Source organism: Neorhizobium sp. JUb45 (assembly GCF_004343585.1).
Lineage (GTDB): Bacteria > Pseudomonadota > Alphaproteobacteria > Rhizobiales > Rhizobiaceae > Neorhizobium.
Map to the genome: position 1 here is coordinate 1 of NZ_SLYW01000015.1, position 22,216 is coordinate 22,216.

Below are 22,216 nucleotides of genomic sequence, written 5' to 3' on the forward strand. Positions count from 1 at the left end.
ATAGGCATGGCCAAATACAGCTTGCAAATCGGCGTGGGCGGTATTGGAGATGATCCGCTTTTATCAGTCCAGCACTCAGTTGACTTCCATGCGGAGGACGACAGCAGTGCTGTCGCGCAAACTATGCAAACGATCGAAGCCGACAATGCATATATGGGCCCCGAGCGAGCTGTCCTCATCGCCGAAGACGGCAGTGTCATATGGTTCCGTCCGGCAGGTGGTTAAAATAGCAGCCAGAATCTACTACTTCGGGCATCCTACGCGGCTGCCGCATACCGCAGCGATTTATTAACCACGTACGTTTACCATCCGTGTTATGTCCTGAGAACCTGTCGCGCTTCTCTCAGGCTCTCCACAGCACTTATTCCGGCCCGCCTCGGCGGGCCTTAAGGTCCGGACGTTCTTGAGCCGGGCCCCCAATTCACAGGATATCTTCGAGCTACAGGCCTACTTCGCGGAAACGGGTCCATACCAGCGCCTCAGGCAGTACCAGCCGCCGGGACAGACGTACCGCCTTGGGGGATACCGGGATCGAGTAACTTTGGTGCTATACTAGCAGCACAGCTCACCCTACCTTAGGCCTTCGCCTCGCCTTTCGCGTCCGACTACTTCCGGCTCTCAAAACCTACCGGAATGCCTTCCAGCCTTCCGACCAACTCGACCGTCCGTACGCGGCCATCGGAATCAACATTACCGCCGCCGATACGGATGCCGAGGCGCACAGGCTGGCGACATGCCAGCAGATGTCCTTCGTCGGCATGTTCCGAGGCAGCCGCGAGCTCACCCTTCCGCCGATCGACGACATCGAGACCTTCTGGTCGCCGTCGGAAAAGGCCCAGGCAGGGAGGATGTTGGAAAGGTCGATCATTGGATCGCCCGAAACAGTCCGCAAGGGTATCGCAGCGGTAATAGCCGAAACTGAGCTGACGAGTTGATGATAGTCTCGGACGTCTTCGAGCACTCTGCGCGTGTGAGATCGCTTGAACTCATCGCGCAGGCAGCTGCCCAATGAAAAAATCATTGGGTTATCGTCAGAGCATGGCGAATGCGATCCCTCAAAGGCGTGCAACGCTCCAAACGTCGGCATTTCAGGCCTCGTACTTATAGAGCGCTGCCCGGTTGAACGGGCTGATCTTCAGATCGGCAATGGCGCGACGGGCTTCACCGCGCCAGTCGCTCGCGGTTTCGCACTGATCGAAACCAAGAAAAATTCGTAATTCAAGGCGCCAGCATTCAGTTTTGACGAACAAAATGCTCTTCTCACCTACAACGGAATGGAAATTCGGAAAGGCGGTGGTTTTGACAACCCTGGTATTAATTTTGGGCGATCAGCTCTCTCCGCAGATATCGTCGCTCGATGGCGCCGACAAGAAGCGCGACATCGTGCTGATGTGCGAAGTCATGGCGGAAGCAACCTATGTGGGCCACCACAAGAAAAAGATAGCTTTCGTCTTCTCGGCCATGCGTCATTTCGCCGAAGAGCTGCGAAACTCTGGATACCAGGTCCATTACACCAGGATCGATGACTGGGATAACTCGAATTCCTTCACCGGTGAGCTGAAACGCGCCATCCAACAGGTCAATCCGAAATCGATATGCGTTACCGAGCCGGGCGAGTGGCGCGTGCTCGATGAGATGAAACTTTGGTCCAAAACTTTGGGCCTTCCTGTCGATATCCGCCCCGACACACGGTTCCTCTGTTCCCACGAGGAATTTGCGCGCTGGGCTGTCGGCCGAAAGTCGCTGACCATGGAATTTTTCTACCGAGACATGCGGCGCAAAACCGGCCTGCTGATGCAAGGTAATGAGCCATCCGGTGGCAAGTGGAATTTCGATGCGGATAACCGGAAGCCGGCTGCGCCGGACTTACTGCGGCCAAGGCATCTTCGCTTCAAGCCCGATACGATCACGAGCGACGTCCTTGCCACCGTAGACAGAGTTTTTCCGGATAATTTTGGGACGCTTGATAATTTCGGCTTCGCCGTGACGCCCTCCGATGCTGAAAAGGTCCTGGACAGTTTCATCGCCGACTTCCTGGCGGGTTTCGGTGCGACACAGGATGCGATGCTGCAAGACGACCCGTTCCTCAACCATTCCCTCTTGTCGTTCTACATCAACATCGGGTTTCTTGACGCTCTTACCGTCTGTCGGGCCGCCGAGCGCGCCTATCTTGATGGCAGTGCGCCGCTAAATGCCGTCGAAGGCTTTGTCCGCCAGATCATCGGCTGGCGAGAATACATGCGCGGTATCTACTGGCATGCGGGGCCTAGTTACGTCGACAGCAACTTCTTCGAGAATACGCGACCCCTGCCATCGTTTTACTGGTCCGGGAAAACGGAGATGAACTGTCTTTCGACGGTGATCAACGAGACGATTGAACATGCCTATGCCCACCATATCCAGAGGCTGATGATCACCGGCAATTTCGCCCTGCTGGCGGGCATCGACCCCAAGGCGGTGCATATCTGGTATCTTGAAGTTTATGCCGACGCCTATGAATGGGTCGAGTTGCCCAACGTCGTCGGGATGAGCCAGTTCGCCGATGGCGGATTTTTGGGAACCAAGCCCTATGCGGCAAGCGGGAACTATATTAACCGCATGTCCGATTACTGCGGCACCTGCCGTTTCGATCCCAAAAAGAGGGTTGGCGAAGACGCCTGCCCGTTCAATGCACTCTATTGGGATTTTCTGGCTCGCAACCGGGGCAAACTCAGCTCGAACCGCCGCCTGGCACAGTCCTACTCCAGCTGGGATGGGATGGACAACGATACTCAACAGGCGTTGCGTCGACAGGCGGCGGGATTTTTGGCTGTCTTGAAGTGATCGAGCGTCAGCGTGTGCTGGGCATCGCAGAGACCTGAGGAGTATCCATGCCAAAACACATCAAGAAGCCCGACCTTCCGACCAAGCAGTGCGCAGCTTGCGGCTTGCCTTTCACGTGGCGACGTAAGTGGGAGAGAAACTGGTCCGAGGTCAAATTCTGTTCAGAGCGATGTCGCCGGACCCGCTCGGCGCTAAAATGATGCCTGGTCGAGCCGTTGGCCGCCGCTTACGGTCAGCCCTTCACAAAGCTAGAACTTAACACAACCGGTGGATTTTCGATGCAAGAGATGTCTTCTCTTCCCGACGGGTACAACGCTTTGTTGATCGGTGCGAGCGGCGGAATCGGCTCGGCCATGCGGAAACTTTTGGAAGAGGATCGGCGCTGCAGAGAGTTGGTCGCGCTTTCGCGAAAACACGACGGGCTGGACATTACCGAAGAGAACTCAGTAGCGATGCACTCGGAGAAGCTCTTGAACAAGAACTTCCATTTGCTGATCTGCGCGACTGGCGCCCTGACCATTGATGGCATTGGCCCGGAGAAAGCGCTGAAGCAGTTCGATCCGAATGCGATGGCAGCGCAGTTCCGTTTGAATGCGATCGGACCAGCCCTTGTGATGAAGCACTTCCTGCCGCTCCTCGATCGCAAGACCCATGCGATCTCTGCGTTTCTGTCGGCAAGAGTCGGATCCATCGGCGACAATCGTCTTGGCGGATGGATCTCTTATCGATCCTCGAAGGCCGCGCTCAACCAGATCATCCGCACGGCTTCGATCGAGCTGCGGCGTACCCATCCCAAGGCTATTCTTGTCGGCATTCATCCCGGAACAGTCGAAACTGACCTATCGGAACCGTTCTCGCGTGGGCATGATCGGATGCCGCCGCTGGGCGCAGCATCGAGGATGCTGAAGACGCTGGACCTGGTCACAAGCGATCAAAGCGGAAGCTTCATTGCCTATGACGGATCTTCAATTGAGTGGTAGTAATTGGGATCACGGGGCTGACGCGAGCTTTAGTGTATGCAACATTATCGCTGCGATCGCCTGTCAGACCGAACTCAATCGGCACTTCGATCGTCAAGCTCGAAGGCGTGAATGGCAATGTTCTTCTGCTGCGCGGCCTGGACTCCTCGAAGGCATGCCGCTTCTCGACCTGAGCGTCCTACCCCCTGCCAACCGGTTGCTCGAAGTTGACCGCTTGATGGGGTGTCGAACCTTCGGGCTCATAGCAGAAAACCCAAGACTCTCTTGGGAACTGGAGGGAAGATAGGTCTCAGGTCAATTGCCCAGCCGATTACACGACGCGAATAGCGGTCAAAGACGACAGCCAGATATGTGCGCAATAGCAGGCTGGAGACGCTGCAACTGCTGGCAGTCTGAAACAGAAAACCCCGCCATTTCTGACGGGGCTTCTGCGTTGTTATCAAGATCTGACTAGCGGATCATCAGCCGGAAAACAGACGGCGCGTAATAGTAGCCGTCGCTATGTTGGCGATAACCGCGGCGGTGCTCGCGATAGCCCCGGTGACCGTTCCAGTAACCGTGCCGTTCGCGCCTGTGTTCAGCGTGGTCTCTGCGATCCCTGCGGTCCCGATCGCGGCGGACATGCGGCCTGCGCTCTTCGCGGTACTGCGCGAGTTCGAAATTCGAGGCAATTTGCGCTGGCTGAACTCCGATTGGCGCGGCAGTCGCCATGCCGAAACTCGATGCCGTCATGATGACCGCGGCGACGGCTGCGCCGACACCTGAGAGAAATCTGTTCATGTTCACGCCTTTCCAGTGGTGAGGCGCGACCATGCTCTTTGGCCTATGAACTGAATATGAACCCTATTTGGGTCTGATTGCCAGCGTGCTGCTCGGTGCCACATTGCTTGAGAGACTGCGCGACCATACCCATATATAGGGTCTGAGAGGAGCTGTCGCCGCGTTCGGCGCGTGTCAGCCGCCTCATCTCAAGGAGCTACTTATGACAGAACAGCAAGGTGCTTCGGCGTCAACGCGAGCGTACGAACCCAAGATTCTGGCGAAAAAGCACAGGATCTCTGTCGAGGATGCTGCAAAGATCATCGCTGAGCATGGGTCGGACCGTAAAGCTGTAGACAAGGCTGCACGCCGGATCGCGGCGTAAAATGGAAAGTGCCGGATCGCAACCAGATACAAAAATCCGGCGCAATCTATCTGTTCGAAGGAAGTGGAAGGTCTGTTTCCGCCGCAAATTTCAGCTTATGCGAAACTAACTTTCCTTCTTGTGCGTAATAGTCTTTCACCAACCGGGCTGAGAGACCTTATGGATTTGACTTTCTCGCGCATCGTAAAAAATGGGCTTGTTACAGCCACCCGGACGTCGCGACGCGTCACACCTGGGATTGGCTTCTTGGCCTGTGGCTTCGTTGCCCGCAGCGGCGGCCGACTGGCTTTTACGCCATGACCAGCGCAGCGCGACCGCCACTCGATGCCCGAACGCGCATGACCGTCACGGTGGCCTGGGTGATCGTCATGAACAAGCCGTTTTATCCGATCTATGTCTGGTATCTGGTCGGGAATGGCGTGATGGCCTCGGTCGCCACGTTGGTTTCCGTGCCGTTCTTCCTGGCCATACCGCTCTTAGCGCGGCGGTTTCCTCTGTGTACGAGAACTACGCTCCCGCTTGTCGGAACGGTCGATACGCTGTTCGAAACCAAACTTTTCGGCCAAGGCTCCGGCACCGAGCTGTTTTTTGCCGCTTGCATGATGCTCGTCGCCCTTTCCTTCAGGCCGGAAGAAAAGTGGCTGCAGCGCGGTCTGGCTGTGTTCGTTTTCGCAGCCTTCGCCTTTTCTCGCAATTTCGTCGGCTTGCCATTTCACGCATGGGCGGAACTCGACCTGAAGATCCTTTTCAATCTGAATGCCTTCGCCGTCGCAAGCCTTATGGCATTCATCGCGCTCAACTCTGCCGGTATCGGCAGGGATTCCGAAATCCGATGACAAGACCTGCTTAACGGAGGACACGATGAGCATTTCTTTCAACATGAAGCGCATTCTAGTCGTCATACTCTTTCTGGGCGGCGCAGTTGGCGCATCTGCCGCGCCTGAAGTGGTGAAGGTCGGGCCGGACCATTACCGAGGGACCTGGCTGGAAATCGGAAGAACGCCGATGTTCCTGACTGACGGCTGTGTCGCAGGCTACTCGACATATCGCAAAGGCAAGGCGCCAAGGAAGGTGCTGGTCGAAGACGGTTGTCGCGTCGATACGCCCAAAGGTCGCCTCAAGACGATAAACGGGACCGGAACGATCCAGGACTTTGGATCTACGAATGCAAAAATGCGCGTCCGCTACCCGCTGCTGATCACGTTCAATTACTGGGTTCTCTACAAGGCGCCGGACAAGTCCTGGTTTATCAGTGCCAATCCGTCGATGACCGACCTCTGGATCTACTCGAGAACCATCCCCTCGAAGCAGAAGCTCCAGCGCATGATACGAAAAGCAAGCGAACTCGGTTATGACGTCCGCAAGCTTGAGTTTCCGCCAGCGCGCTGACCGCAGCCGAAGGAAAGCGGATCATAGAATCGACCTGCTTTCGATATCAAGCCAGATCAGCCAGCTCGTATGCGCCAAATCCCTTTAATTCGGCGCCTAAAATTGTTTGCAGGTTTTGGCAACGCCCTAAGTCAGCGTGAGCGGATCGACGAGACCGAACCGGTTGTACGTCTGAAACGAAGTATATCGAATGCAGTGAGATCTGATCGATCACCCCGCATCTATCTGCTGCAAGCCCCGAGGCAGGGTGTTCATGCATTCCACGCCGCCTGACGTAACAAGGAACTGGTCCTCGATCATCAGCGCACCTAGCCCCTGGCCGTAGAACGGCGCTTCCAGCGCAACGACCATATTCTCCTCGATGATTTCCGGATTGTCGGTGGAAAAGAACGGCCATTCCTCGATGCCGACGCTGCCGCCGACCGAGTGTCCGAAATGGCCGCGATAATATTCGCCGAAACCGTCCTTGCGCATCGAATGCAGCATGGCGGCATGCACGGCCCCAAAACTTTTACCGGGCCGGATCTGTTGCAACCCTGCCTCGAATGCGGTTTCGAGGGCATTGAAGACCTCGATCGCAAGACCTGATGGTCGACCAAACGTGAATGTGCGCGCGCCATCGGAAGAATAACCATCGATGAGCGTCCCTACATCCGCCTTGATGAGCGCACCGGGCGTGACGACCGCCGCCATGTCGGAAAGGTCGGGGCCAACCGAAATGTAATCCCAATGACCGCTGAGCGAAAAGCCACCCGCTGCAGCGGCGGCTTGCGCTCCGACCTTCCATGCGGACGAAAGTGCGGGCAGCGCTGCACCCGGACCGATGGCCTGCGCCATATGTCTCAAACCGGCTTCGGCCGCCTGCGCGGCACGGCGCAAGCGTTCGATTTCCACAGGGGTTTTCACTGCCCGCAACCTGCGCAGCACAGCTGAGCCATCCACCCATTCGGCCTGCGGGAGCGCGATCTTCAAAACCTCGAAATCGGCCGCAGGCATGAACTCGAGATCGACGCCGATGCGCGCATTAGAAAGGCCGCGCTCGTGAAGAAGGTCGCCCAGCAATCCGAAAACCGCTGCCCTGTCGAATGTTTCGGGGCGTGACCCGCCAGAACCGGAACCCCGATAGGCCTTGTCCACATCAGGCACCGTTTTGGCACCGCCCACGTCAACCATGTCGATCCAGATGCGATGAGTACGAATATCAGCATTCGGCATCTGTCGGCGAATAGCCGCGGCCGCATGATCGCTGACGATGGCAGCAAGCTGCGCGTCCACCTGTCCCGGCACGAGTGCGACCGCGGCCCCTGCCCGGCCCCACATGGTGGCGACGCCGGCGGGTGCACCGATCGCATAACGGAAGGCTTCGGGCTGGAAGAGGACAAGCGCATCAATACAAGCGTCATGCATCAGCCGGTTTGCACGGTGTCTATCGATGTCGCTCATGGCCTGTTCCAATCCCTGATGTCTATGAAGGACTTAATCGGAGCAGGTGCGAAGTTCCAGCACCAGAACGAAATTCTTCACCAGGTCGCGCGGATGAGCGGCACATTCCCTTCGCGCTGGGTTATTGCCGAAGTTGATGACTGGCCAGCGCCGATCTCGCACTTCATGCTGGCTTCGCCGACGCACAGCCCAATGGCGCTAAAAAGCCAAACTTCCGAGTATGATAATTACTTATTCGGCCCTACAGTGTCTTATAGAAAGCTGCCCCCCGCTGTTCAGATGTCGCTCGGCTAAACAGGGCTAGCACTCCACGACCAAAGCAATCGTCCCTTGGACTTCCTCACATGGCAGCCGAGTTCTTACTGGCTTATAGATGACGACATGTTTGAAACCTACTTGGCTCGTTGGAAATTACGCGTCGATGGCGACCCAATTTCCACCTCGACCGCGCATATCCTTCCTGTGCTGTGGCAGGAAAAGCCCGCAATGTTGAAGCTATCTTCTCAACCGGATCAGCAGCGGGGATCGGCGCTTATGGAATGGTGGGCTGGCGATGGGACAGCCGATATCTTTGCACGAGACGACAACGCACTGGTGATGGAACGAGCCATGGGTAAGCGGTCGTTGGCAGAAATGGCTCGTGTCGGTGAAGACGATGATGCATGCCGCGTTCTTTGTACCACGGGTAACCAACTGCATCGCCAGCGCTCAGGAGATCCGCCACCGTTGATCCCACTGAACATTTGGTTTCGTGATCTCGAGACTGCCGCTGAACAGTATGGAGGTATACTTTTGCGAAGTCGCAAGGCAGCAAGGGACCTGCTGGCCGAGCCGAGGGAGCAGTCAGTCCTGCTAGTGACCTCCACCACGACAACGTGCTCGACTTCGGTGAACGAGGCTGGCGCGCCATCGACCCGCATGGTCTAATCGGGGAGCGCGGGTTTGACTTCGCCAATATATTCTCCAATCCTGATCTTAGCGATCCAGCCCGCCCGGTTGCTACCAATCCGGAACGCTTCCGACGCAGGCTAACCGTCGTGGCGGATGCGGCATGCTTGGAACACTCCCGTTTACTTCAATGGATCCTTGCGTGGACAGGTCTGTCCGCAGCATGGTTTCTCGAGGACGATGATCCGCTGGCTGAAGTGGACATAGCTATCGCGACTTTAGCGGCTTCCGAACTTGATCTGTGACCGCCTGCGACGAGTGGCTACATCAGGCCGAGCTCGGATGTTGACCTCAGAGCTATTGATGGGAACCGAACCCGCAACATACTAATGGAAAATCGTAATGTTTCAGTAGCATAGCCCGCAGTAGGCTACTTACATTATTGGTCCGCCAGCATCTTCATCCCCACGGACCGGACCGTTGTGAGTTCGGCCGCCTCGAAGTAAGGCTCAGTCAACGGGTCGCATTCCTCAAAACTTGAGACATCAATCGCGTGTGGCTGAGCCGGCGCTGTTTGGCGCGCCCAAGTTAAGACGAGTGCGGAGATTACCGGTAACAATCTCCGCAATCATGCGGAGATTGGTCTTGCTATTCTCCGCAGATGAGCTCTATCGTGGGATATGACTTACATCTGGCAGTCCACACTATGGCCCAAGTTCGAGTGGCAAATTGACGGCCTCACATCGAGGATTGCGACCGTCCGCCTTGATCAAGGGCGACTTATTGGCCGCGTCGAGAGCTTGGGTTTTCGCACGCGCGAGGCGACATTACTCCGAGCATTGACGGATGACGTCGTGAAGTCGTCGGCGATCGAGGGCGAACAACTGGACGAGCAACAGGTTCGATCCTCACTCGCCAGGCGTCTTGGTATCGACATCGATGGATTTGTTACTCCAAACCGTTCAATAGAGGGCATCGTGCATATCACGCTCGATGCCACGATCAATTGCGCGGAGCCACTTACGGCAGAGCGATTGTTCCAATGGCATGCGGCCCTGTTCCCGACTGGCCGCAACGAATGGGGACATAAGCTTCGTGTCGGCGATTGGCGTAACGACGCTGGCGGTTGTATGGAAATCGCTTCTGGTGCATTTGGGCATGAGAAAGTCCACTATATTGCTCCGCCGGCAGACCGCGTGGAAGCTGAGATGTCGGCGTTTCTTGAGTGGTTTAACGGATCGCACCAACTGGATCCCCTCATTAAATCTGCTATTGCCCACCTCTGGTTTGTTGCGATCCACCCTTTCGGCGATGGCAACGGCCGAATAACTCGTGCAATAGCTGACATGACGCTTGCACGCGGTGGTGGCGGCGCGCAGCGGCTCTACTCCATGTCCGCAGCAATCGAGCGATCCCGCATCGGATATTATGAAGCTCTGCAATCAATCACCAGCAAGGAAGGCCTCGACATCACAAGCTGGATCGAGTGGCTCCTCGATCGTCTGGGCAACGCTGTTGGCGAGGCGCTGCTGACCCTCGACAACGTCATTCTGAAGAATGATTTCTGGCAGACGCATGCTGCAAGCGACCTTAATCCGCGACAAGCGAAGGTCCTCAACCGGCTTCTAGAGGGAAATTTCCAAGGCAAGCTTACATCTACAAAGTGGGCAAAATTGACGAACGCATCCCAGGACACTGCATCACGCGACATTGCAGACCTGATGGCGAAAGGCCTACTGCAAAAAGGCGAAGCTGGCGGACGCAGCACGGCCTACGAGTTGGTTTTAAACTTTTCTGCGAGCACCCCTCCTCGATCCGGATAACATCCAGCCGTCGGTGATGGTCGCAAGACCACATCTTCCGGGTAAGCCGCTCCGCGCTCTTATCAGAAGGACTCTGGCCCTTGAATGGGGGCAGATTGCCAGCCTATGGTTAACCGCTCTTGAAAAGAATCGAACCGTCGGCCCTGTCTTTAAGGCAGAGATTTCGAGAGCGAAATGAGCGCCATAAACGCCACGGGCTATAACCGATCGGGACCAACTGCGCCGGAGGGCCACGGACCGGCTGCGATCGCATGCGCGCGACTGCCACGTCGGCCAGAAGATCAGCAAGGTCGCCCCAACGGCGGTGAATGGTTGACGGCGTCACGCCGGCTTTTTCTGCGATCATCGGAACTGTCACTTCGGCGCGATCCATCGCCGTAAGAAGTTCCTGCACGGCGCCGTGCACTACTGTCTGGATCCGCACACTACACCCCCTGCCTCTCTACATGGTCGGCGTGATCTTCATGCTCGGCGCCGAATTCAACGCGGCGACCCTCAAATACGCAGCACGCTGGAGCCCGCCGGGCTGCTTCTGGGTAGCTTCCAGTTCGACCCGGGCGCGCTTGACCGCTCGCGGCTCGAACATCTCTATCTCGAGGAGCATCCTGATATTGCCAGCATCGATCCGCGACAGCTGTTCGAAACAGACGCACAGTTTCATGAGATGATTGCGGCCTTCAGCGGCAATATTTTTTTCCTCCAGGCCATTCAGCAGCAGAACCGGTTAAGACGGCTTCTGGAGTTCGGTGGCTATTCAAACCGTCGCCGCGTGCGTGACTGGTACCGCGAGCATCTTGTTATCATCGATTCTATTCTGCAGGGTGACAGAATCCAGGCCTCCAAGCTGATGGCGACGCACCTGAAGGCTGCGCGGGGAGCGGCCAGATTCTATCCGAAAAGCGATGTCAGAGCCGAGAATTTTTGAAAACACGTCCAGAAAATGAGAGTGAGGCGAAGCTGGCGTCACCCTCCTTCGCTGGGAGCAGCGTTTACATATAACGTTTCAGGAAACCTCTCTTTTTGCCGGGGCTTCGTAAGGAATCCAATGTGGATTGCCCATAATGTGAGGGTCAGGATCTTCTTGAGACAGGTCCGGAGAGATAAAGCGGCAAGGCACGAAGCATGATCAACCCGAGGAGATGCCTCGATGGTGATCAGACCGTCTGGCTCAAGGCGCGCTTGACCGCGCGAAAATGATCAGGCGATCCGCATCACAGATCTCATCGCCGCCAGCGGTCGATGACCGTGCTCAAATGCCGGGCATATGACTGCGGCGTCCGACGCCGATTCACGCGGAAAATCTCGCCAACCGGGCCGCTCCATATCTGAGTCAGACCCTGATATTGGTCACCGATAAGGGGCAACATTATGAGCTGATTAACAAATTTCCAACTCCGGCTGTGCAAACGCCTGCACAGAGGCCGCATAATCATCGTCGACCTTGCGAAGGCGCACCATACACGTTTGGGCGCTGCAACCTTGCGACAGCGATGATGACGGAACATCCAACGTCACAGTGTTGGGATTGCCATGGCGTTCCAGATTGCGCTCGTAGTCCATATCGAACCATGCGCCGGTCGAAAGCCTGACGACACTAGGCATTATGGCATCTGAAATCAGCACGGCGGAAATGAGCCGGCCACGCTCGTTATGTATCTCGACGAGATCTCCTTCGGCCAGATCGCAACGTTTTGCGTCCAACGTGCTGATAAGAACCGGCTCGCGACCTTTGATCTTTCCCGCCTTGCTGTGAGGGCTTGCATCGAGCTGACTATGCAAACGCCTGACCGGCTGGTCGGATATCAGATGAAACTCGTCTTCGCCTTTCCGATTGCCCAGCCATTCCGGCGGCTCGAACCAGGCGGGATGCCCAACGCAGTCTTCGAGATCAAAACTATCAACCGTCTCGGAGAAAATCTCGATCTTGCCGGTGGGCGTCGGAACCGGATGAGCATGAGGGGCTCCCCGAAACTCCTGCAACATCACCACAGGCAAGGCAGCGGGCTTGAGATCGAACAGACCGCCCTGCCAGAACTGATCGAAACTCGGCATCTCAACGCCCTTTTCGCGGGCATTGGCAGACGTTACGCCATAGAGACGCCGCAGCCAGCCTTCTTCATCGAGATTTTCGGAAAAGTTGACGTCCATGCGCAATGCCAGTCCGCAGAAAATATCGAAATCGTTACGCGCCTCGGCGTAAGGCTCGGACACCTTGCGCATCGCCACGATCAGGTCCTCGCCACCGGAAGCCGCAATATCGTTACGCTCAAGAGGCGTCGTTACCGGCAACACGATATCCGCAAGCTTGGCGGTCGGCGTCCAGTAGGGCTCGTTAATGATGATCGTTTCCGGCTTCTGCCACGCCTTCAGCAGCCGGTTCAGGTCCTGGTGATGGTGGAACGGGTTGCCGCCAGCCCAATAGACAAGCCGTATATCCGTGTAGCTGTAATCCTTGCCGTTATAGGTGAATCCGGCACCCGGATTGAGCAGCATGTCGGTTATGCGTGCCACCGGAATGAACGCCTTGACCGGATTTTCTCCTTGCGGAAAGGCACCCGACTTGAAGCGTACATTGTCGTGGCCGACGGAATTCAAAGCACCGTAGCCGACACCGAAGCCGCCGCCTGGCAATCCGATCTGGCCCAACATCGCTGCCAGCGTCACCAGCATCCAGAAGGGCTGTTCACCATGGACGGCACGCTGCAGCGACCATGAGATATTCAGCATCGTTCGATTGGACGCCATTTCGCGGGCAAGCAATGCGATGCGATCTGCATCGACGCCGCAGATTGCGGCGGCCCATTGCGGTGTCTTGGGCATCCCGTCGGCGTCGCCCATCAGATAGGCAGAGAAACGATCATATCCGACGCAATGGCTTGAGAGGAAATCTAGATCCGCCAGACCTTCGGCATGTAGAACATAGGCCAGCGCCAGCATCATCGCGACATCGGTATTCGGCCGGGCGGCGATCCACTCGCTATCCACCGGCATATTGTCCGAAACCGGACCGATATTGATGAAGCGCGTGCCGTTCTTTTCCATCTCGCGCATGCCGGCGACGACCCGGTGTCGCCCTGCCCCGCCCGCTGACATCTGCGCATTCTTTACCGGCACACCACCGAACGTGACGAACAGCTCGGTATGCTGCGCCATCACATCGAAAGATGTATGACGATCCAAAAGAAATTCAGTCGAGCCGATCGCATGCGGCAAGATTACCCGTCCGGCTGCGAGGCTGTAATTGTCGACCGATGACACATAGCCGCCGATCAGGTTGAGGAAACGGTGAACCTGGCTCTGCGCATGATGGAAACGCCCCGCGCTCGCCCACCCATAGGAGCCGCCGAAAATGGATTCGTTGCCGTGGTCGCGCCGCACACGGTTCAGTTCGGCGGCAAGCAGATCCAGCGCCGTATCCCAATCGACTTCGACGAAGGGCTCGCGCCCGCGCAAATGCGGATCGGAACCTGGCCCCTTTTCGAGCCAGCTTTTTCGGATTGAAGGTCGGCTGATCCTCACATCCGTCAGATCCTTTGCTGCCATGTGCAAGCCGATAGGAGACGGATCGGCATCTTCAGCAAAACCTTCAAGCCTCAGTTCGGCTTGGTCGAGGTCTACTTCATAAACGCCCCAATGGGCTGCCGTGAATGTCTTGCCCATTGATATTGCCGCCTTCTCTTTACTTGATCACAACCGGCTGCGCCTGGCGCCGCTGCAACGCGTCGATGACGATACGCGCACCGTCCTCTATCGCATGTTCGATAGCCTGACGCGCGGCATCTGCCTGGCGACCATGCAGCGCGGTCAGGAGATCGTCGTAATTGTGATGCTCTCCCGTGCCCGATTGGGTTTCCGGGTACAGGTAGTTGAACCCTGGCCCTGCCTTCAGCCAAAGCAGTTCGATCACGCCAAGAAGCGTTGGCATCCGGGCAGCAGCATAAAGCACAAAGCGGAACTCCTTGTTCAGCGTCAGGGCGAGATGCTGATCTTTTGCCGCCTTTGCGACCAGATAACGCGTGAGGAGATCTTTCATCGCCGCAATCTCTTCGGCGGTGATCTGCGATGCCGCATTAAATGCTGCGAGGCCTTCCACGGATTTGCGGATCTCGGATATCTCCGCATATTGCGCAACCGTCATCGTCGGCACTCTGAAGGATTGTGCCGGCTCGGCTGTCAGAACGCCGGAAGCGGCAAAACGCACGAGTGCCTCGCGCACCGGCGTGATGCTCATGCCAAGAGAATCCGCCAGTTCCTTGGTGACAAGCCGCGTGCCTGGCTCCAGCCGTCCCTCGACAAGAGCAGCGCGAATTTCATCCTCGACATGGGTGACCAAGCTCTTTCGCGGAGCCGCACTGAACAAAGCTGTACTCACTTGGACCTCACTTTTGGAAAAAATGCCCGTTTTTTGGTGCGGAAACGAAACTGCACATATCTTGCCCACTCAGAATATATCATATATCTTTAGGGATAATAATAGCCCCCCTGATGACTACACTGACAGGGTATCAAATACCAACTCCAGAGGAAGTGAAGGCCCACATGAAAAGACTCGCTGCCATTGCGCTCGCTGCAACCATGCTGCTGCCAATCACCACAGCCATCGCTTCGGCGGCCGACATCGTCGTTGGTCGCGGTGCCTCGACCACGGCGATGGATCCCGGCTTCCTCAAGGAAAGCGCAACGATCGTCGACAACATCTTCGACACGCTCGTCATGCGCGACAAGGAGATGAAGCTCGTTCCGGGTCTCGCCACCTCCTGGACGGCGATCGATGATACGACCTGGGAATTCAAGCTGCGCGAAGGCGTCAAATTTCACAATGGTGAAGCAATGGACGCGGAGGCGGTCAAGTTCACCATCGATCGCGTCATCGACCCCACCGCCAAGTCCCCGACCGTCTCCTATATCCGCACGGTGGAAAGCGTTGAGGTCGTTGATACGCTGACCGTTCGCATCAAGACAAAGGGCGCCGATCCGCTTCTGCCGACCCGCATGAGCCGTTACCCGGCCTATATCGTGCCACCGAAATATGTGAAGGAAGTCGGCAACGACGTCTTTGCGCGCAAGCCTGTCGGCACCGGTCCATATAAATTCGTCGAATTCGTTCCCGACCAGCACGTCATTCTCGAAGCCAACAAGGATTACTGGCGCGGCGCTCCGTCGATAGACAAGGTGACCTGGCGCGCAATTCCGGATGGCACGGCACGCATCACCGCGCTGCTGACCGGCGAAGTCGATCTGATCGAAAACGTGCCGGTCGATATTGCCCCGATGATCAAGGACAGCCCGGATTCCGATCTTGTTCAGGTCAAGAATGGTGGCCTTACCATTTATCTCGGCCTCGTAATGAGCGAAAAGCCGCTCGACAACGTCAAGGTCCGTCAGGCACTCAACATGGCGATCGATCGCCAGTCGATCGTCACCAACATCCTGCAGGGCATGGCGTCACCACGCGGCACGCAGGTCGGCGCCGCCGACTTCGGCTACAAGGATTTAGCCGTCACACCTTACGATCCGGCCAAGGCAAAAGCTCTTTTGACTGAGGCCGGTCTGCCGGACGGCTTCTCGATCAAGATGCAGTCCACCCATCGCTACATGAAGGACAGCGAAGTCGCCCAGGCGATTGCCCAGCAGTTCGGCGATATCGGCGTAAAGATCGATCAGGAAGTGCTCGACTGGTCCGTCTATACGCAGCAGGTACCGCGCAAAGGCCCGATCTTCATGCTCGGCTGGGGCTCAACCCAGACGCTTGATGCCGATGCCGCCGTCTATGCTATCTTCAAGACCGGTGAGCCCTATTCGACCGCCTCAATTCCGGAACTCGACCAGCTGCTCGATGAAAGCCGTACGATCGTCGACCCGGCAAAGCGCGAAGCGGTGCTTGCTCAGATCCAGGATCTCGCCGCAGAGCAGGTGCCGGTCATCCCGCTCTACCAGGAGGATGCTCTTTACGGTAAGGCTAAGTCCGTCACCTTCGAAGGACGTCCGGACGCCCGTATCCCCATCTTCGATATCAAGAAGCAGTAATCGCGCATGACCCGGTTCTGGAATGTCAGGGACAACGCAGATGCGATATTTGCCACGTTCCTTCTGATCGCGGTTCTGGTGCTTTGCGTCGTCGTGCCCCTTCTCTGGCCGATCGACCCTGTGCGCGGAACCCTGACCGCGACATTCAAACCACCGCTCTCCGTCATCGGCGGAGAGCTTCATCCTCTGGGAACAGATCAGCTCGGGCGGGATCTCCTCGCCCGTCTCGGCCTTGGCACGGCGATCTCGCTGTCGATCGTTCTTGCGGCCTCGGCCATCTCCGTCGTTCTCGGAACCACGCTCGGCATGATCGCCGGATATTACCGCGGCTGGTTCGACATCATCATCATGCGCGCCGTTGATGTGCAGCTCGCCATTCCCTTCATCCTGCTGATCCTGCTCATCGTTGCCGTCATTGGGCCGAGCATGGGCAATCTCGTCGTCGTGCTCGGGGTCACCGGATGGGCCGTGTTTGCCCGCGTCGCACGCGCCAAGACGCTAGAAATCCGCGAACTGGAATATATCGATGCGTCGCGATCCATCGGCCTGTCCGACATGGTCATCATCTTTCGCCATGTCCTGCCCAACATCACCGGGCCAATCACGGTGCTGATGACGCTCGACCTGCCCCGCCTCATCATTCTCGAAGCCTCCGTCGGCTTTCTCGGCCTTGGCGTGCAGCCGCCGACGCCCACCCTCGGCAATCTGATCGGCGAAGGCCGCTCCTTCATCCTTCTCGCCAACTGGCTCGTGCTCTATCCGGGCCTCGTCATCGGCGCAGTGGTGATCGGCTGCAATCTGATCGGTGACTGGCTCGTGCGCCGTGCAGACAGCAGGAATACATAAGACATGAAGACCTTGAGCTTTATAACAGGCCGCGCGCTTCAGGGCCTTGTCGTCATGTTCGGCGTCTCGGCCATCGTGTTCTTCGCGCTTTTCCTGACCGGCGATCCGGCTGCCCTCATGATGTCGCCCGAAGCGTCGCGCGAGGAGATCGAGGCATTCCGGCAGGCCATGGGTTTCAACGATCCGATCTGGGTTCAATACGGACGATTTCTGGCAAGCGCGATAACTGGCGAACTCGGTGTATCGCTGCGCTTCCAGCGCCCGGCGCTGGACCTACTGATCGAACGTCTGCCGGCAACCGCACTTCTGACCATGACTGCACTCGTCTGGAGCTCTCTCCTCGGATTCTTGCTCGGTACGATCGCTGCAGTGCGCAAAAACAGCGCTATCGATTTCGCAATACGCGTCATCTCGCTGCTCGGACAGGCCATCCCGGTCTTCTGGCTGGCGCTGCTGATGATCATCTTTTTCTCGCTGAAAATGCGCTGGCTGCCTTCAAGCGGCATCGGCTCGGCCTGGCATCTGATCATGCCGTCGATTGCGCTCGGGGCCTATTATCTCAGCGCCATCACGAGGCTGGTGCGGGCAAGCCTCATCGAGGTCTTGGGCGAAAACTATATCCGCACAGCCCGCGCCAAGGGCATCTCGTCATGGCGCATCATCGTGCATCACGCGTTGCGCAACGCGCTGATCCCCGTCATCACCGTGCAGGGCATGTATTTCGCCTCGCTGCTCGGTGGCGCGCTGGTGACGGAAATCATCTTCGCCTGGCCCGGCATCGGGCGGCTGGCGGTCGAAGCGATCCAGAACCGCGATTTCCCGGTCGTTCAGGCCGTCGTTCTGTTCGCTGCAGCAGTCTTCGTCATCGTCAATTTCCTTGTCGATCTCGCGTATGTCTGGCTCAACCCGAGGATCAGGCTGTGACTTCGGATGCCACCTACGAAGCGGCTCTCGACCTCACCCGAGAGTGGTGTAAAATCCCGTCGGTCAAGGGCGATGACCGACAGATCGCACGACAGGCGGACGCCCTCGCCACTTGGCTTAAGAACGAACTCGGCGCGACCATCGTCTCGGCGAGTTCCGCGAACGGACGCCCGCCGGTTATCCATGCCCGCATCGACGTCGGCGCTGAAAAAACCGTCATCCTCTACAACATGTATGACGTGATGCCCGCGTCGCCGGAGGGTTGGTCTGTCGATCCGTTCAAGGGCGGCATCGTTGACCTGGAAGGGATCGGTGAAAGCTTTGTTGCCCGCGGAGCTGAGAACAACAAGGGGCCGCTCGCCGGCATGCTTTTCGCGGTCAAGGCGCTGGCGGATGCCGGGAAACTGCGCGTCAATGTCGAGATTTTGGTTGATGGCGAAGAGGAAAGCGGCAGCGGCGCGATGCGCGACTATCTTGCCGCCCTGGATTGCCCGGTGCGCAACAGCGTTTCCGCGCTCTTTCCGTCCTTCTGCGAATATGGCGGCGGCGCACCACGCGTCTATCTCGGTTTTTCGGGCATCGCCAAGGGAGAGGTCCGGGTCGATGCTGGCGCATGGGGCGGTCCGAAAGCGGCCATCCATTCCAGCAACGCCCCGTGGATCGGCAACCCAGCAAGCCGGCTGGTCGAAGCCCTGTCCCTGATCGGCAAGCCGCCAACCGGAGAACTGGCAAGGACGGCAATCGACGCGGAAGCCGCCTCGATCATCTCGGAGCTCGCAAAAACCTTCGATCCGGCAGCCGAACTCCGCTTCCGCAAGACGGAAACCTTTTCTCTGGGAGGCAATGCGCAGGCGCTGCTGGAACACGTACTCTCGACCGCATCCTTCAACATATCGAGCCTCGAAAGCATGCCGCTTGGGTCCGACGGGGTGATCCCGCATGCTGCACGCGCAGCTTTCGAACTGCGCACACCGCCGTCCCTCAATCCGGCTGATTTCCTGAAACAATACCGGATGACGCTCGAAACGGCGCCGGGTGCGATCCTCAATGTTGCCGATAGCTATCCCGGATTCCGTTTTTCTGCCGATGCGCCTGGCGTCTTGGCACTCATAAAAAGCTACAAGACAACGGCCAATGCTCCACCCCAGATCTGGCCATGGGCAATCGGTGCAGCCCCCGCTTATGCTTTTGCCCGCCATGCAAGCTCCTTCTTGCTTGCTGGCGCCGGTCGCGGCGGCAACGCGCATGGCATTGATGAGTTCATGACGACTGAGGGATTTCGGCGCTTCATCCAGTCGATAACGCTCTGGCTCGAACACGTTGCAGACGAAACGGAGGCCGCGTGAGTACCATCCGCCATCTTTCCCGCCAGGATGCAATCGAAGCCGGCGCTCTGGATTGGGCCGCAGCAATCGAGGATGTCCAAGCCACGATTCAGCTCGTGGGCCGTGGCGAAGCCGGCATGGTCGCAGAAAGCGTCATGCCGCTCGGCACCGATCCCCGTAATAAGGCTTATGGCCTGCCCGCCTTCGTCGGTGGTTCGTATGATGCCGCCGGTCTGAAATGGACCGTGCATCGGGCAAAACCGATCGGCGACCTGCCGAGCATCAGCAGCACGACGATCATCAACCGCTTGTCTGACGGCGCACCGGTCGGCAGCGTCGAAAGCGCGCTTCTGACACGCATGCGCACCGCGACCGTCTCCGCGGCAGCGATCAGATCCCTGAAGCCCGCCGGCATAAGAACAGTTGCGCTGCTTGGCGCCGGCGCGCATGCGCAGACCCATCTGGACATGCTGCTCGCCCTCTTTCCGGACGTCGAAACGATCCATCTCTGGAACCGGACACGCGCCAACCTCGATCCCCTGATCGAAAAGGCTAGGCAGGTTTCCACCCAAATCCTCCCCCATGTCGATTGGCGTGATGCTCTGGCCGATACGGATGTCGTCATCTGCTGCACCTCCGCACCGCAGCCCTTTCTGGACAGATCCGCCGTGCGGCCCGGCCGGTTGATCATGCAGATCGGCTTTCATGAAGTCATGTTCGAAACGATCGCGGCGACCGATCTCGTCACCGTCGATCTCTGGGGCGATTTTGCCGAGAAGAGCGCCAAGAGCCTGTTCCAGATGTATCGCACTGGTGAGTTTTCGCCCTATCGCGTAGCAGCCGATCTCTCGGCCCTGCTGCTCGACGGATGGCGCCCCCCGGCTGACGCATCGCTCTATTTCTCCAGTTTTGGCCTCAACGTCTTCGACATCGCCTTTGCTGCGCGTGTGCTGGCCCGAGCCAACGACCTGAACATCGGCACTCTTCTGCCGTCCATCTGATACGCATTCCCGAAAGGATCCGGCCATGATCATCACTGCCGCCGAACTTATCAAGCGACTTCCGGAAGGCAAGTTCGTGCCCGTCGACGTGCGTCCCGAGGCGACATGGCGCGAAGCCACCATTCCCGGTGCGGCGAGCCTGAATGTCTACGATTATTTCATTCCTGAAAGTAACGAGGCAGGCATCACAGGCATGGCCGCCGGCGCCCGCGAAGCCTTCGACAGGCTGGACCTCGGCGGTGATCGTATCCCCGTCTTTTTCGAGGAACAGACCGGCATGATCTCGCCGCGCGGCCTCTGGTTTTACGAACTCGTGGGGTTGGAAGGCGGACTGATCCTCGATGGCGGAATTCAGGCGTGGAAAGCCGGCGGCGGCGACACCGCTTCAGGAATAGGCTTGCCAGAGGTGATTGCACAGTCAGATACCGGCGACGTCTCGTTCGATCGGACCTTGGTCGCCTCCACGGAGGACGTCTTGAACCATGCGGATCAGAATGCCGATATCTTCGACGTGCGCCGAAAAACGGAATTCGAAGGCACGTTCCACCACGCCTGCTGCGCCCGCCCGGGCCGCATTCCGCATTCGCATTTCGCTTTCTACGAGGATGTACTGAAGGATGGAAAATACCGCCCGGCCGAAGAGATCCGCCGGATCGCTGAAGAAGCAGGCCTGTCGCCGGATCGCGAGATCATCACCTATTGCCACCGCGGTGCACGCGCTGCGACCGCACTTTACGGGCTGAAACTCGCAGGTTTCGACAAGCTGAAAATTTATGTCGGCTCATGGCATGAATGGGCCGGCAATGCCGCCCTGCCAATCGAAATAGGTCCGGCCGAAGGGGTTTAACCCGCGTCAAGCCGGGCCGCATGATGCGGCTCGGCAAACGATCTCGGATCTTCAGTAGCAGTCTTCGACGGTGTAATGGACCGGGATCTCGGCAACGCTTGCCGTCTTCGGCAGTTCGAGAACCATGTGCACGATATTGGCAATGTCCTCCGGCTGCGTCAGTTCGGTGCTGTCGCGGCTTGCCAGCGCATTGCCCATGTCGGTCGCCACGAAGCTCGGGCAGATGATCGTCGAACGGACACCGTTCTCCTTGCCGCACTGGCGCAGGCCATGCCCGAGCGCCACTGCCGCAAATTTCGACATGGCATAAAGCCCTGAACCTGCGGATTTGACCCGCTTGCCCGAAAGTGATGCCAGTGTCACGATCCGTCCGTGCGGTGCCTTTTCGAGATGCGGCCAAGCCAGCTGACTGAGGCGCATCGGTGACTTGACGTTGACATTGAAGATCAGGTCGAAATCATCGTCACCGGCCTCAAGCACGCTCTTCGGCGTCATGATCCCGGCATTGTGCACCAGGCCATCGAGACGGCCGAAACGGGCAATCGTCTCTTCCATCCATGACCGCTCGCTGTGAGGATCGAGCGCATCGAAACGACAGACAAGCGCGTTGGCATTGTCCTTGAATGCTGAAGCTTCCGGGCTTCTGACGCCAAGGCTCACCGCCCAGCCTTCGGAAAGCAGCTTTTCCGCAATCGAAGCACCGATGCCGCGCGATGCGCCACTGATCATTGCCACCCGGTTCGACACCGTCATCAT

Annotated in this window: 23 protein-coding genes and 3 pseudogenes; 18 read left to right on the forward strand and 8 right to left on the reverse strand. The window is 57.7% G+C overall.

The genetic code is table 11. From position 1 onward, the window contains the following. The coding region (locus EDF70_RS30120) for a hypothetical protein (protein WP_165932168.1) at nt 1-225 on the forward strand (225 nt) is incomplete at its 5' end. Nucleotides 226-625: 400 nt separating this feature from the next. On the opposite strand, the gene EDF70_RS30775 is transcribed toward EDF70_RS30120, so the two are convergent. Beyond that, nucleotides 626-868 (reverse strand): hypothetical protein, encoded by a 243-nt coding sequence (locus EDF70_RS30775; RefSeq protein ID WP_132281005.1) that lies wholly within the window; start codon nt 866-868, stop codon nt 626-628. 220 nt (nt 869-1,088) lie between these two features. Then, a complete protein-coding gene (locus tag EDF70_RS30125) occupies nt 1,089-1,250 on the reverse strand; it encodes a hypothetical protein (RefSeq protein WP_165932167.1) in 162 nt (53 codons plus the stop codon). A 49-nt stretch (nt 1,251-1,299) separates the two neighbouring features. Between EDF70_RS30125 and phrB the strand changes: the two genes are divergently transcribed. The 4 genes and pseudogenes from phrB to EDF70_RS30520 form a co-directional block, all read left to right on the forward strand. After that, complete coding sequence (gene phrB, locus EDF70_RS27935; protein WP_132281007.1) at nt 1,300-2,823, forward strand: (6-4)DNA photolyase; 1,524 nt, start codon at nt 1,300-1,302, stop codon at nt 2,821-2,823. 47 nt (nt 2,824-2,870) lie between these two features. Then, the gene (locus EDF70_RS27940) at nt 2,871-3,023 is read left to right on the forward strand and encodes a DUF2256 domain-containing protein (protein WP_132281010.1); all 153 of its coding nucleotides are present in this window, start codon (nt 2,871-2,873) and stop codon (nt 3,021-3,023) included. Between the two features lie 87 nt (nt 3,024-3,110). Continuing rightward, nucleotides 3,111-3,803 (forward strand): SDR family NAD(P)-dependent oxidoreductase, encoded by a 693-nt coding sequence (locus EDF70_RS27945; protein WP_132281184.1) that lies wholly within the window; start codon nt 3,111-3,113, stop codon nt 3,801-3,803. A gap of 41 nt (nt 3,804-3,844) precedes the next feature. Then, a pseudogene (locus EDF70_RS30520) lies at nt 3,845-3,946 on the forward strand (TrmO family methyltransferase); the annotation flags it as partial. Between the two features lie 307 nt (nt 3,947-4,253). Here the strand turns inward: EDF70_RS30520 and EDF70_RS27955 are convergent. Next, the gene (locus EDF70_RS27955; protein ID WP_132281016.1) at nt 4,254-4,583 is read right to left on the reverse strand and encodes a hypothetical protein; all 330 of its coding nucleotides are present in this window, start codon (nt 4,581-4,583) and stop codon (nt 4,254-4,256) included. Nucleotides 4,584-4,785: 202 nt separating this feature from the next. Here EDF70_RS27955 and EDF70_RS30130 point away from each other — a divergent pair, with 202 nt between their 5' ends. From EDF70_RS30130 to EDF70_RS27965, 3 genes are all read left to right on the forward strand, one after another. Next, nucleotides 4,786-4,947: a hypothetical protein gene (locus tag EDF70_RS30130; protein WP_165932169.1), complete on the forward strand. Its 162-nt coding sequence runs from the start codon at nt 4,786-4,788 to the stop codon at nt 4,945-4,947. Nucleotides 4,948-5,243: 296 nt separating this feature from the next. Further along, entirely contained in the window at nt 5,244-5,783 is a 540-nt protein-coding gene (locus EDF70_RS27960; RefSeq protein WP_132281020.1) for a hypothetical protein, read from the forward strand. 43 nt (nt 5,784-5,826) lie between these two features. Further along, nucleotides 5,827-6,336 carry a lipocalin family protein gene (locus EDF70_RS27965; RefSeq protein ID WP_245519411.1) on the forward strand — a complete coding sequence of 170 codons (510 nt, stop codon included), beginning with the start codon at nt 5,827-5,829 and terminating at the stop codon, nt 6,334-6,336. Nucleotides 6,337-6,546: 210 nt separating this feature from the next. Here EDF70_RS27965 and EDF70_RS27970 read toward each other — a convergent pair whose 3' ends face one another. Beyond that, a complete protein-coding gene (locus EDF70_RS27970) occupies nt 6,547-7,779 on the reverse strand; it encodes a Xaa-Pro peptidase family protein (protein ID WP_132281026.1) in 1,233 nt (410 codons plus the stop codon). On the opposite strand from EDF70_RS27970, the gene EDF70_RS27975 reads away from it, so the two are divergent. From EDF70_RS27975 to EDF70_RS27985, 3 genes and pseudogenes are all read left to right on the forward strand, one after another. Further along, nucleotides 7,759-8,073 (forward strand): hypothetical protein, encoded by a 315-nt coding sequence (locus tag EDF70_RS27975; RefSeq protein WP_132281029.1) that lies wholly within the window; start codon nt 7,759-7,761, stop codon nt 8,071-8,073. The two genes, EDF70_RS27970 and EDF70_RS27975, sit on opposite strands and share 21 nt — an antisense overlap. Nucleotides 8,074-8,160: 87 nt before the next feature. Further along, a pseudogene (locus tag EDF70_RS27980) lies at nt 8,161-8,972 on the forward strand (aminoglycoside phosphotransferase family protein). 375 nt (nt 8,973-9,347) lie between these two features. After that, the gene (locus EDF70_RS27985; protein WP_132281032.1) at nt 9,348-10,490 is read left to right on the forward strand and encodes a Fic family protein; all 1,143 of its coding nucleotides are present in this window, start codon (nt 9,348-9,350) and stop codon (nt 10,488-10,490) included. A gap of 235 nt (nt 10,491-10,725) precedes the next feature. Here EDF70_RS27985 and EDF70_RS30525 read toward each other — a convergent pair. Then, nucleotides 10,726-10,914: pseudogene (locus EDF70_RS30525) on the reverse strand (TetR family transcriptional regulator); the annotation flags it as partial. On the opposite strand from EDF70_RS30525, the gene EDF70_RS27995 reads away from it, so the two are divergent. Further along, a complete protein-coding gene (locus EDF70_RS27995; protein WP_245519407.1) occupies nt 10,891-11,415 on the forward strand; it encodes an FCD domain-containing protein in 525 nt (174 codons plus the stop codon). The pseudogene EDF70_RS30525 and the gene EDF70_RS27995 sit on opposite strands and share 24 nt — an antisense overlap. A gap of 452 nt (nt 11,416-11,867) precedes the next feature. Here EDF70_RS27995 and EDF70_RS28000 read toward each other — a convergent pair whose 3' ends face one another. Together EDF70_RS28000 and EDF70_RS28005 are read right to left on the reverse strand one after the other, a co-directional pair. Beyond that, nucleotides 11,868-14,150: a molybdopterin-dependent oxidoreductase gene (locus EDF70_RS28000; protein WP_132281038.1), complete on the reverse strand. Its 2,283-nt coding sequence runs from the start codon at nt 14,148-14,150 to the stop codon at nt 11,868-11,870. Between the two features lie 19 nt (nt 14,151-14,169). Continuing rightward, nucleotides 14,170-14,862 (reverse strand): FCD domain-containing protein, encoded by a 693-nt coding sequence (locus EDF70_RS28005; RefSeq protein ID WP_207908349.1) that lies wholly within the window; start codon nt 14,860-14,862, stop codon nt 14,170-14,172. Between the two features lie 167 nt (nt 14,863-15,029). Here EDF70_RS28005 and EDF70_RS28010 point away from each other — a divergent pair, with 167 nt between their 5' ends. Genes EDF70_RS28010 through EDF70_RS28035 form a run of 6 tightly spaced genes read left to right on the forward strand, consistent with a single transcriptional unit; the run spans nt 15,030 to nt 21,460 of the window. After that, complete coding sequence (locus tag EDF70_RS28010) at nt 15,030-16,517, forward strand: ABC transporter substrate-binding protein (protein ID WP_132281041.1); 1,488 nt, start codon at nt 15,030-15,032, stop codon at nt 16,515-16,517. Between the two features lie 6 nt (nt 16,518-16,523). After that, nucleotides 16,524-17,363, forward strand: a complete 840-nt coding sequence (locus EDF70_RS28015; protein WP_132281044.1) for an ABC transporter permease — start codon at nt 16,524-16,526, stop codon at nt 17,361-17,363. Between the two features lie 3 nt (nt 17,364-17,366). Further along, complete coding sequence (locus EDF70_RS28020; RefSeq protein ID WP_132281047.1) at nt 17,367-18,287, forward strand: ABC transporter permease; 921 nt, start codon at nt 17,367-17,369, stop codon at nt 18,285-18,287. Then, nucleotides 18,284-19,633: a M20/M25/M40 family metallo-hydrolase gene (locus EDF70_RS28025; protein ID WP_132281050.1), complete on the forward strand. Its 1,350-nt coding sequence runs from the start codon at nt 18,284-18,286 to the stop codon at nt 19,631-19,633. The genes EDF70_RS28020 and EDF70_RS28025 overlap by 4 nt, the downstream gene beginning before the upstream one ends. Beyond that, nucleotides 19,630-20,613: an ornithine cyclodeaminase gene (locus tag EDF70_RS28030; RefSeq protein ID WP_132281053.1), complete on the forward strand. Its 984-nt coding sequence runs from the start codon at nt 19,630-19,632 to the stop codon at nt 20,611-20,613. Before EDF70_RS28025 ends, EDF70_RS28030 begins: the two co-directional genes overlap by 4 nt. 25 nt (nt 20,614-20,638) lie before the next feature. Beyond that, entirely contained in the window at nt 20,639-21,460 is an 822-nt protein-coding gene (locus EDF70_RS28035) for a rhodanese-like domain-containing protein (RefSeq protein ID WP_132281056.1), read from the forward strand. Nucleotides 21,461-21,511: 51 nt separating this feature from the next. Here the strand turns inward: EDF70_RS28035 and EDF70_RS28040 are convergent, their stop codons facing one another. After that, complete coding sequence (locus tag EDF70_RS28040) at nt 21,512-22,213, reverse strand: SDR family NAD(P)-dependent oxidoreductase (RefSeq protein WP_245519408.1); 702 nt, start codon at nt 22,211-22,213, stop codon at nt 21,512-21,514. Nucleotides 22,214-22,216 lie beyond the last annotated feature (3 nt).

What these genes read in the sequence shown, in the direction of transcription:
- EDF70_RS30775 (WP_132281005.1), bottom strand. Translation starts at nt 868, where the DNA reads ATGATCGACCTTTCCAACATCCTCCCTGCCTGGGCCTTTTCCGACGGC.
- EDF70_RS27940 (WP_132281010.1), top strand. Translation starts at nt 2,871, where the DNA reads ATGCCAAAACACATCAAGAAGCCCGACCTTCCGACCAAGCAGTGCGCA.
- EDF70_RS27945 (WP_132281184.1), top strand. Translation starts at nt 3,111, where the DNA reads ATGTCTTCTCTTCCCGACGGGTACAACGCTTTGTTGATCGGTGCGAGC.
- EDF70_RS27955 (WP_132281016.1), bottom strand. Translation starts at nt 4,583, where the DNA reads ATGAACAGATTTCTCTCAGGTGTCGGCGCAGCCGTCGCCGCGGTCATC.
- EDF70_RS30130 (WP_165932169.1), top strand. Translation starts at nt 4,786, where the DNA reads ATGACAGAACAGCAAGGTGCTTCGGCGTCAACGCGAGCGTACGAACCC.
- EDF70_RS27960 (WP_132281020.1), top strand. Translation starts at nt 5,244, where the DNA reads ATGACCAGCGCAGCGCGACCGCCACTCGATGCCCGAACGCGCATGACC.
- EDF70_RS27965 (WP_245519411.1), top strand. Translation starts at nt 5,827, where the DNA reads ATGAAGCGCATTCTAGTCGTCATACTCTTTCTGGGCGGCGCAGTTGGC.
- EDF70_RS27970 (WP_132281026.1), bottom strand. Translation starts at nt 7,779, where the DNA reads ATGAGCGACATCGATAGACACCGTGCAAACCGGCTGATGCATGACGCT.
- EDF70_RS27985 (WP_132281032.1), top strand. Translation starts at nt 9,348, where the DNA reads ATGACTTACATCTGGCAGTCCACACTATGGCCCAAGTTCGAGTGGCAA.
- EDF70_RS28000 (WP_132281038.1), bottom strand. Translation starts at nt 14,150, where the DNA reads ATGGGCAAGACATTCACGGCAGCCCATTGGGGCGTTTATGAAGTAGAC.
- EDF70_RS28010 (WP_132281041.1), top strand. Translation starts at nt 15,030, where the DNA reads ATGAAAAGACTCGCTGCCATTGCGCTCGCTGCAACCATGCTGCTGCCA.
- EDF70_RS28015 (WP_132281044.1), top strand. Translation starts at nt 16,524, where the DNA reads ATGACCCGGTTCTGGAATGTCAGGGACAACGCAGATGCGATATTTGCC.
- EDF70_RS28020 (WP_132281047.1), top strand. Translation starts at nt 17,367, where the DNA reads ATGAAGACCTTGAGCTTTATAACAGGCCGCGCGCTTCAGGGCCTTGTC.
- EDF70_RS28035 (WP_132281056.1), top strand. Translation starts at nt 20,639, where the DNA reads ATGATCATCACTGCCGCCGAACTTATCAAGCGACTTCCGGAAGGCAAG.
- EDF70_RS28040 (WP_245519408.1), bottom strand. Translation starts at nt 22,213, where the DNA reads ATGACGGTGTCGAACCGGGTGGCAATGATCAGTGGCGCATCGCGCGGC.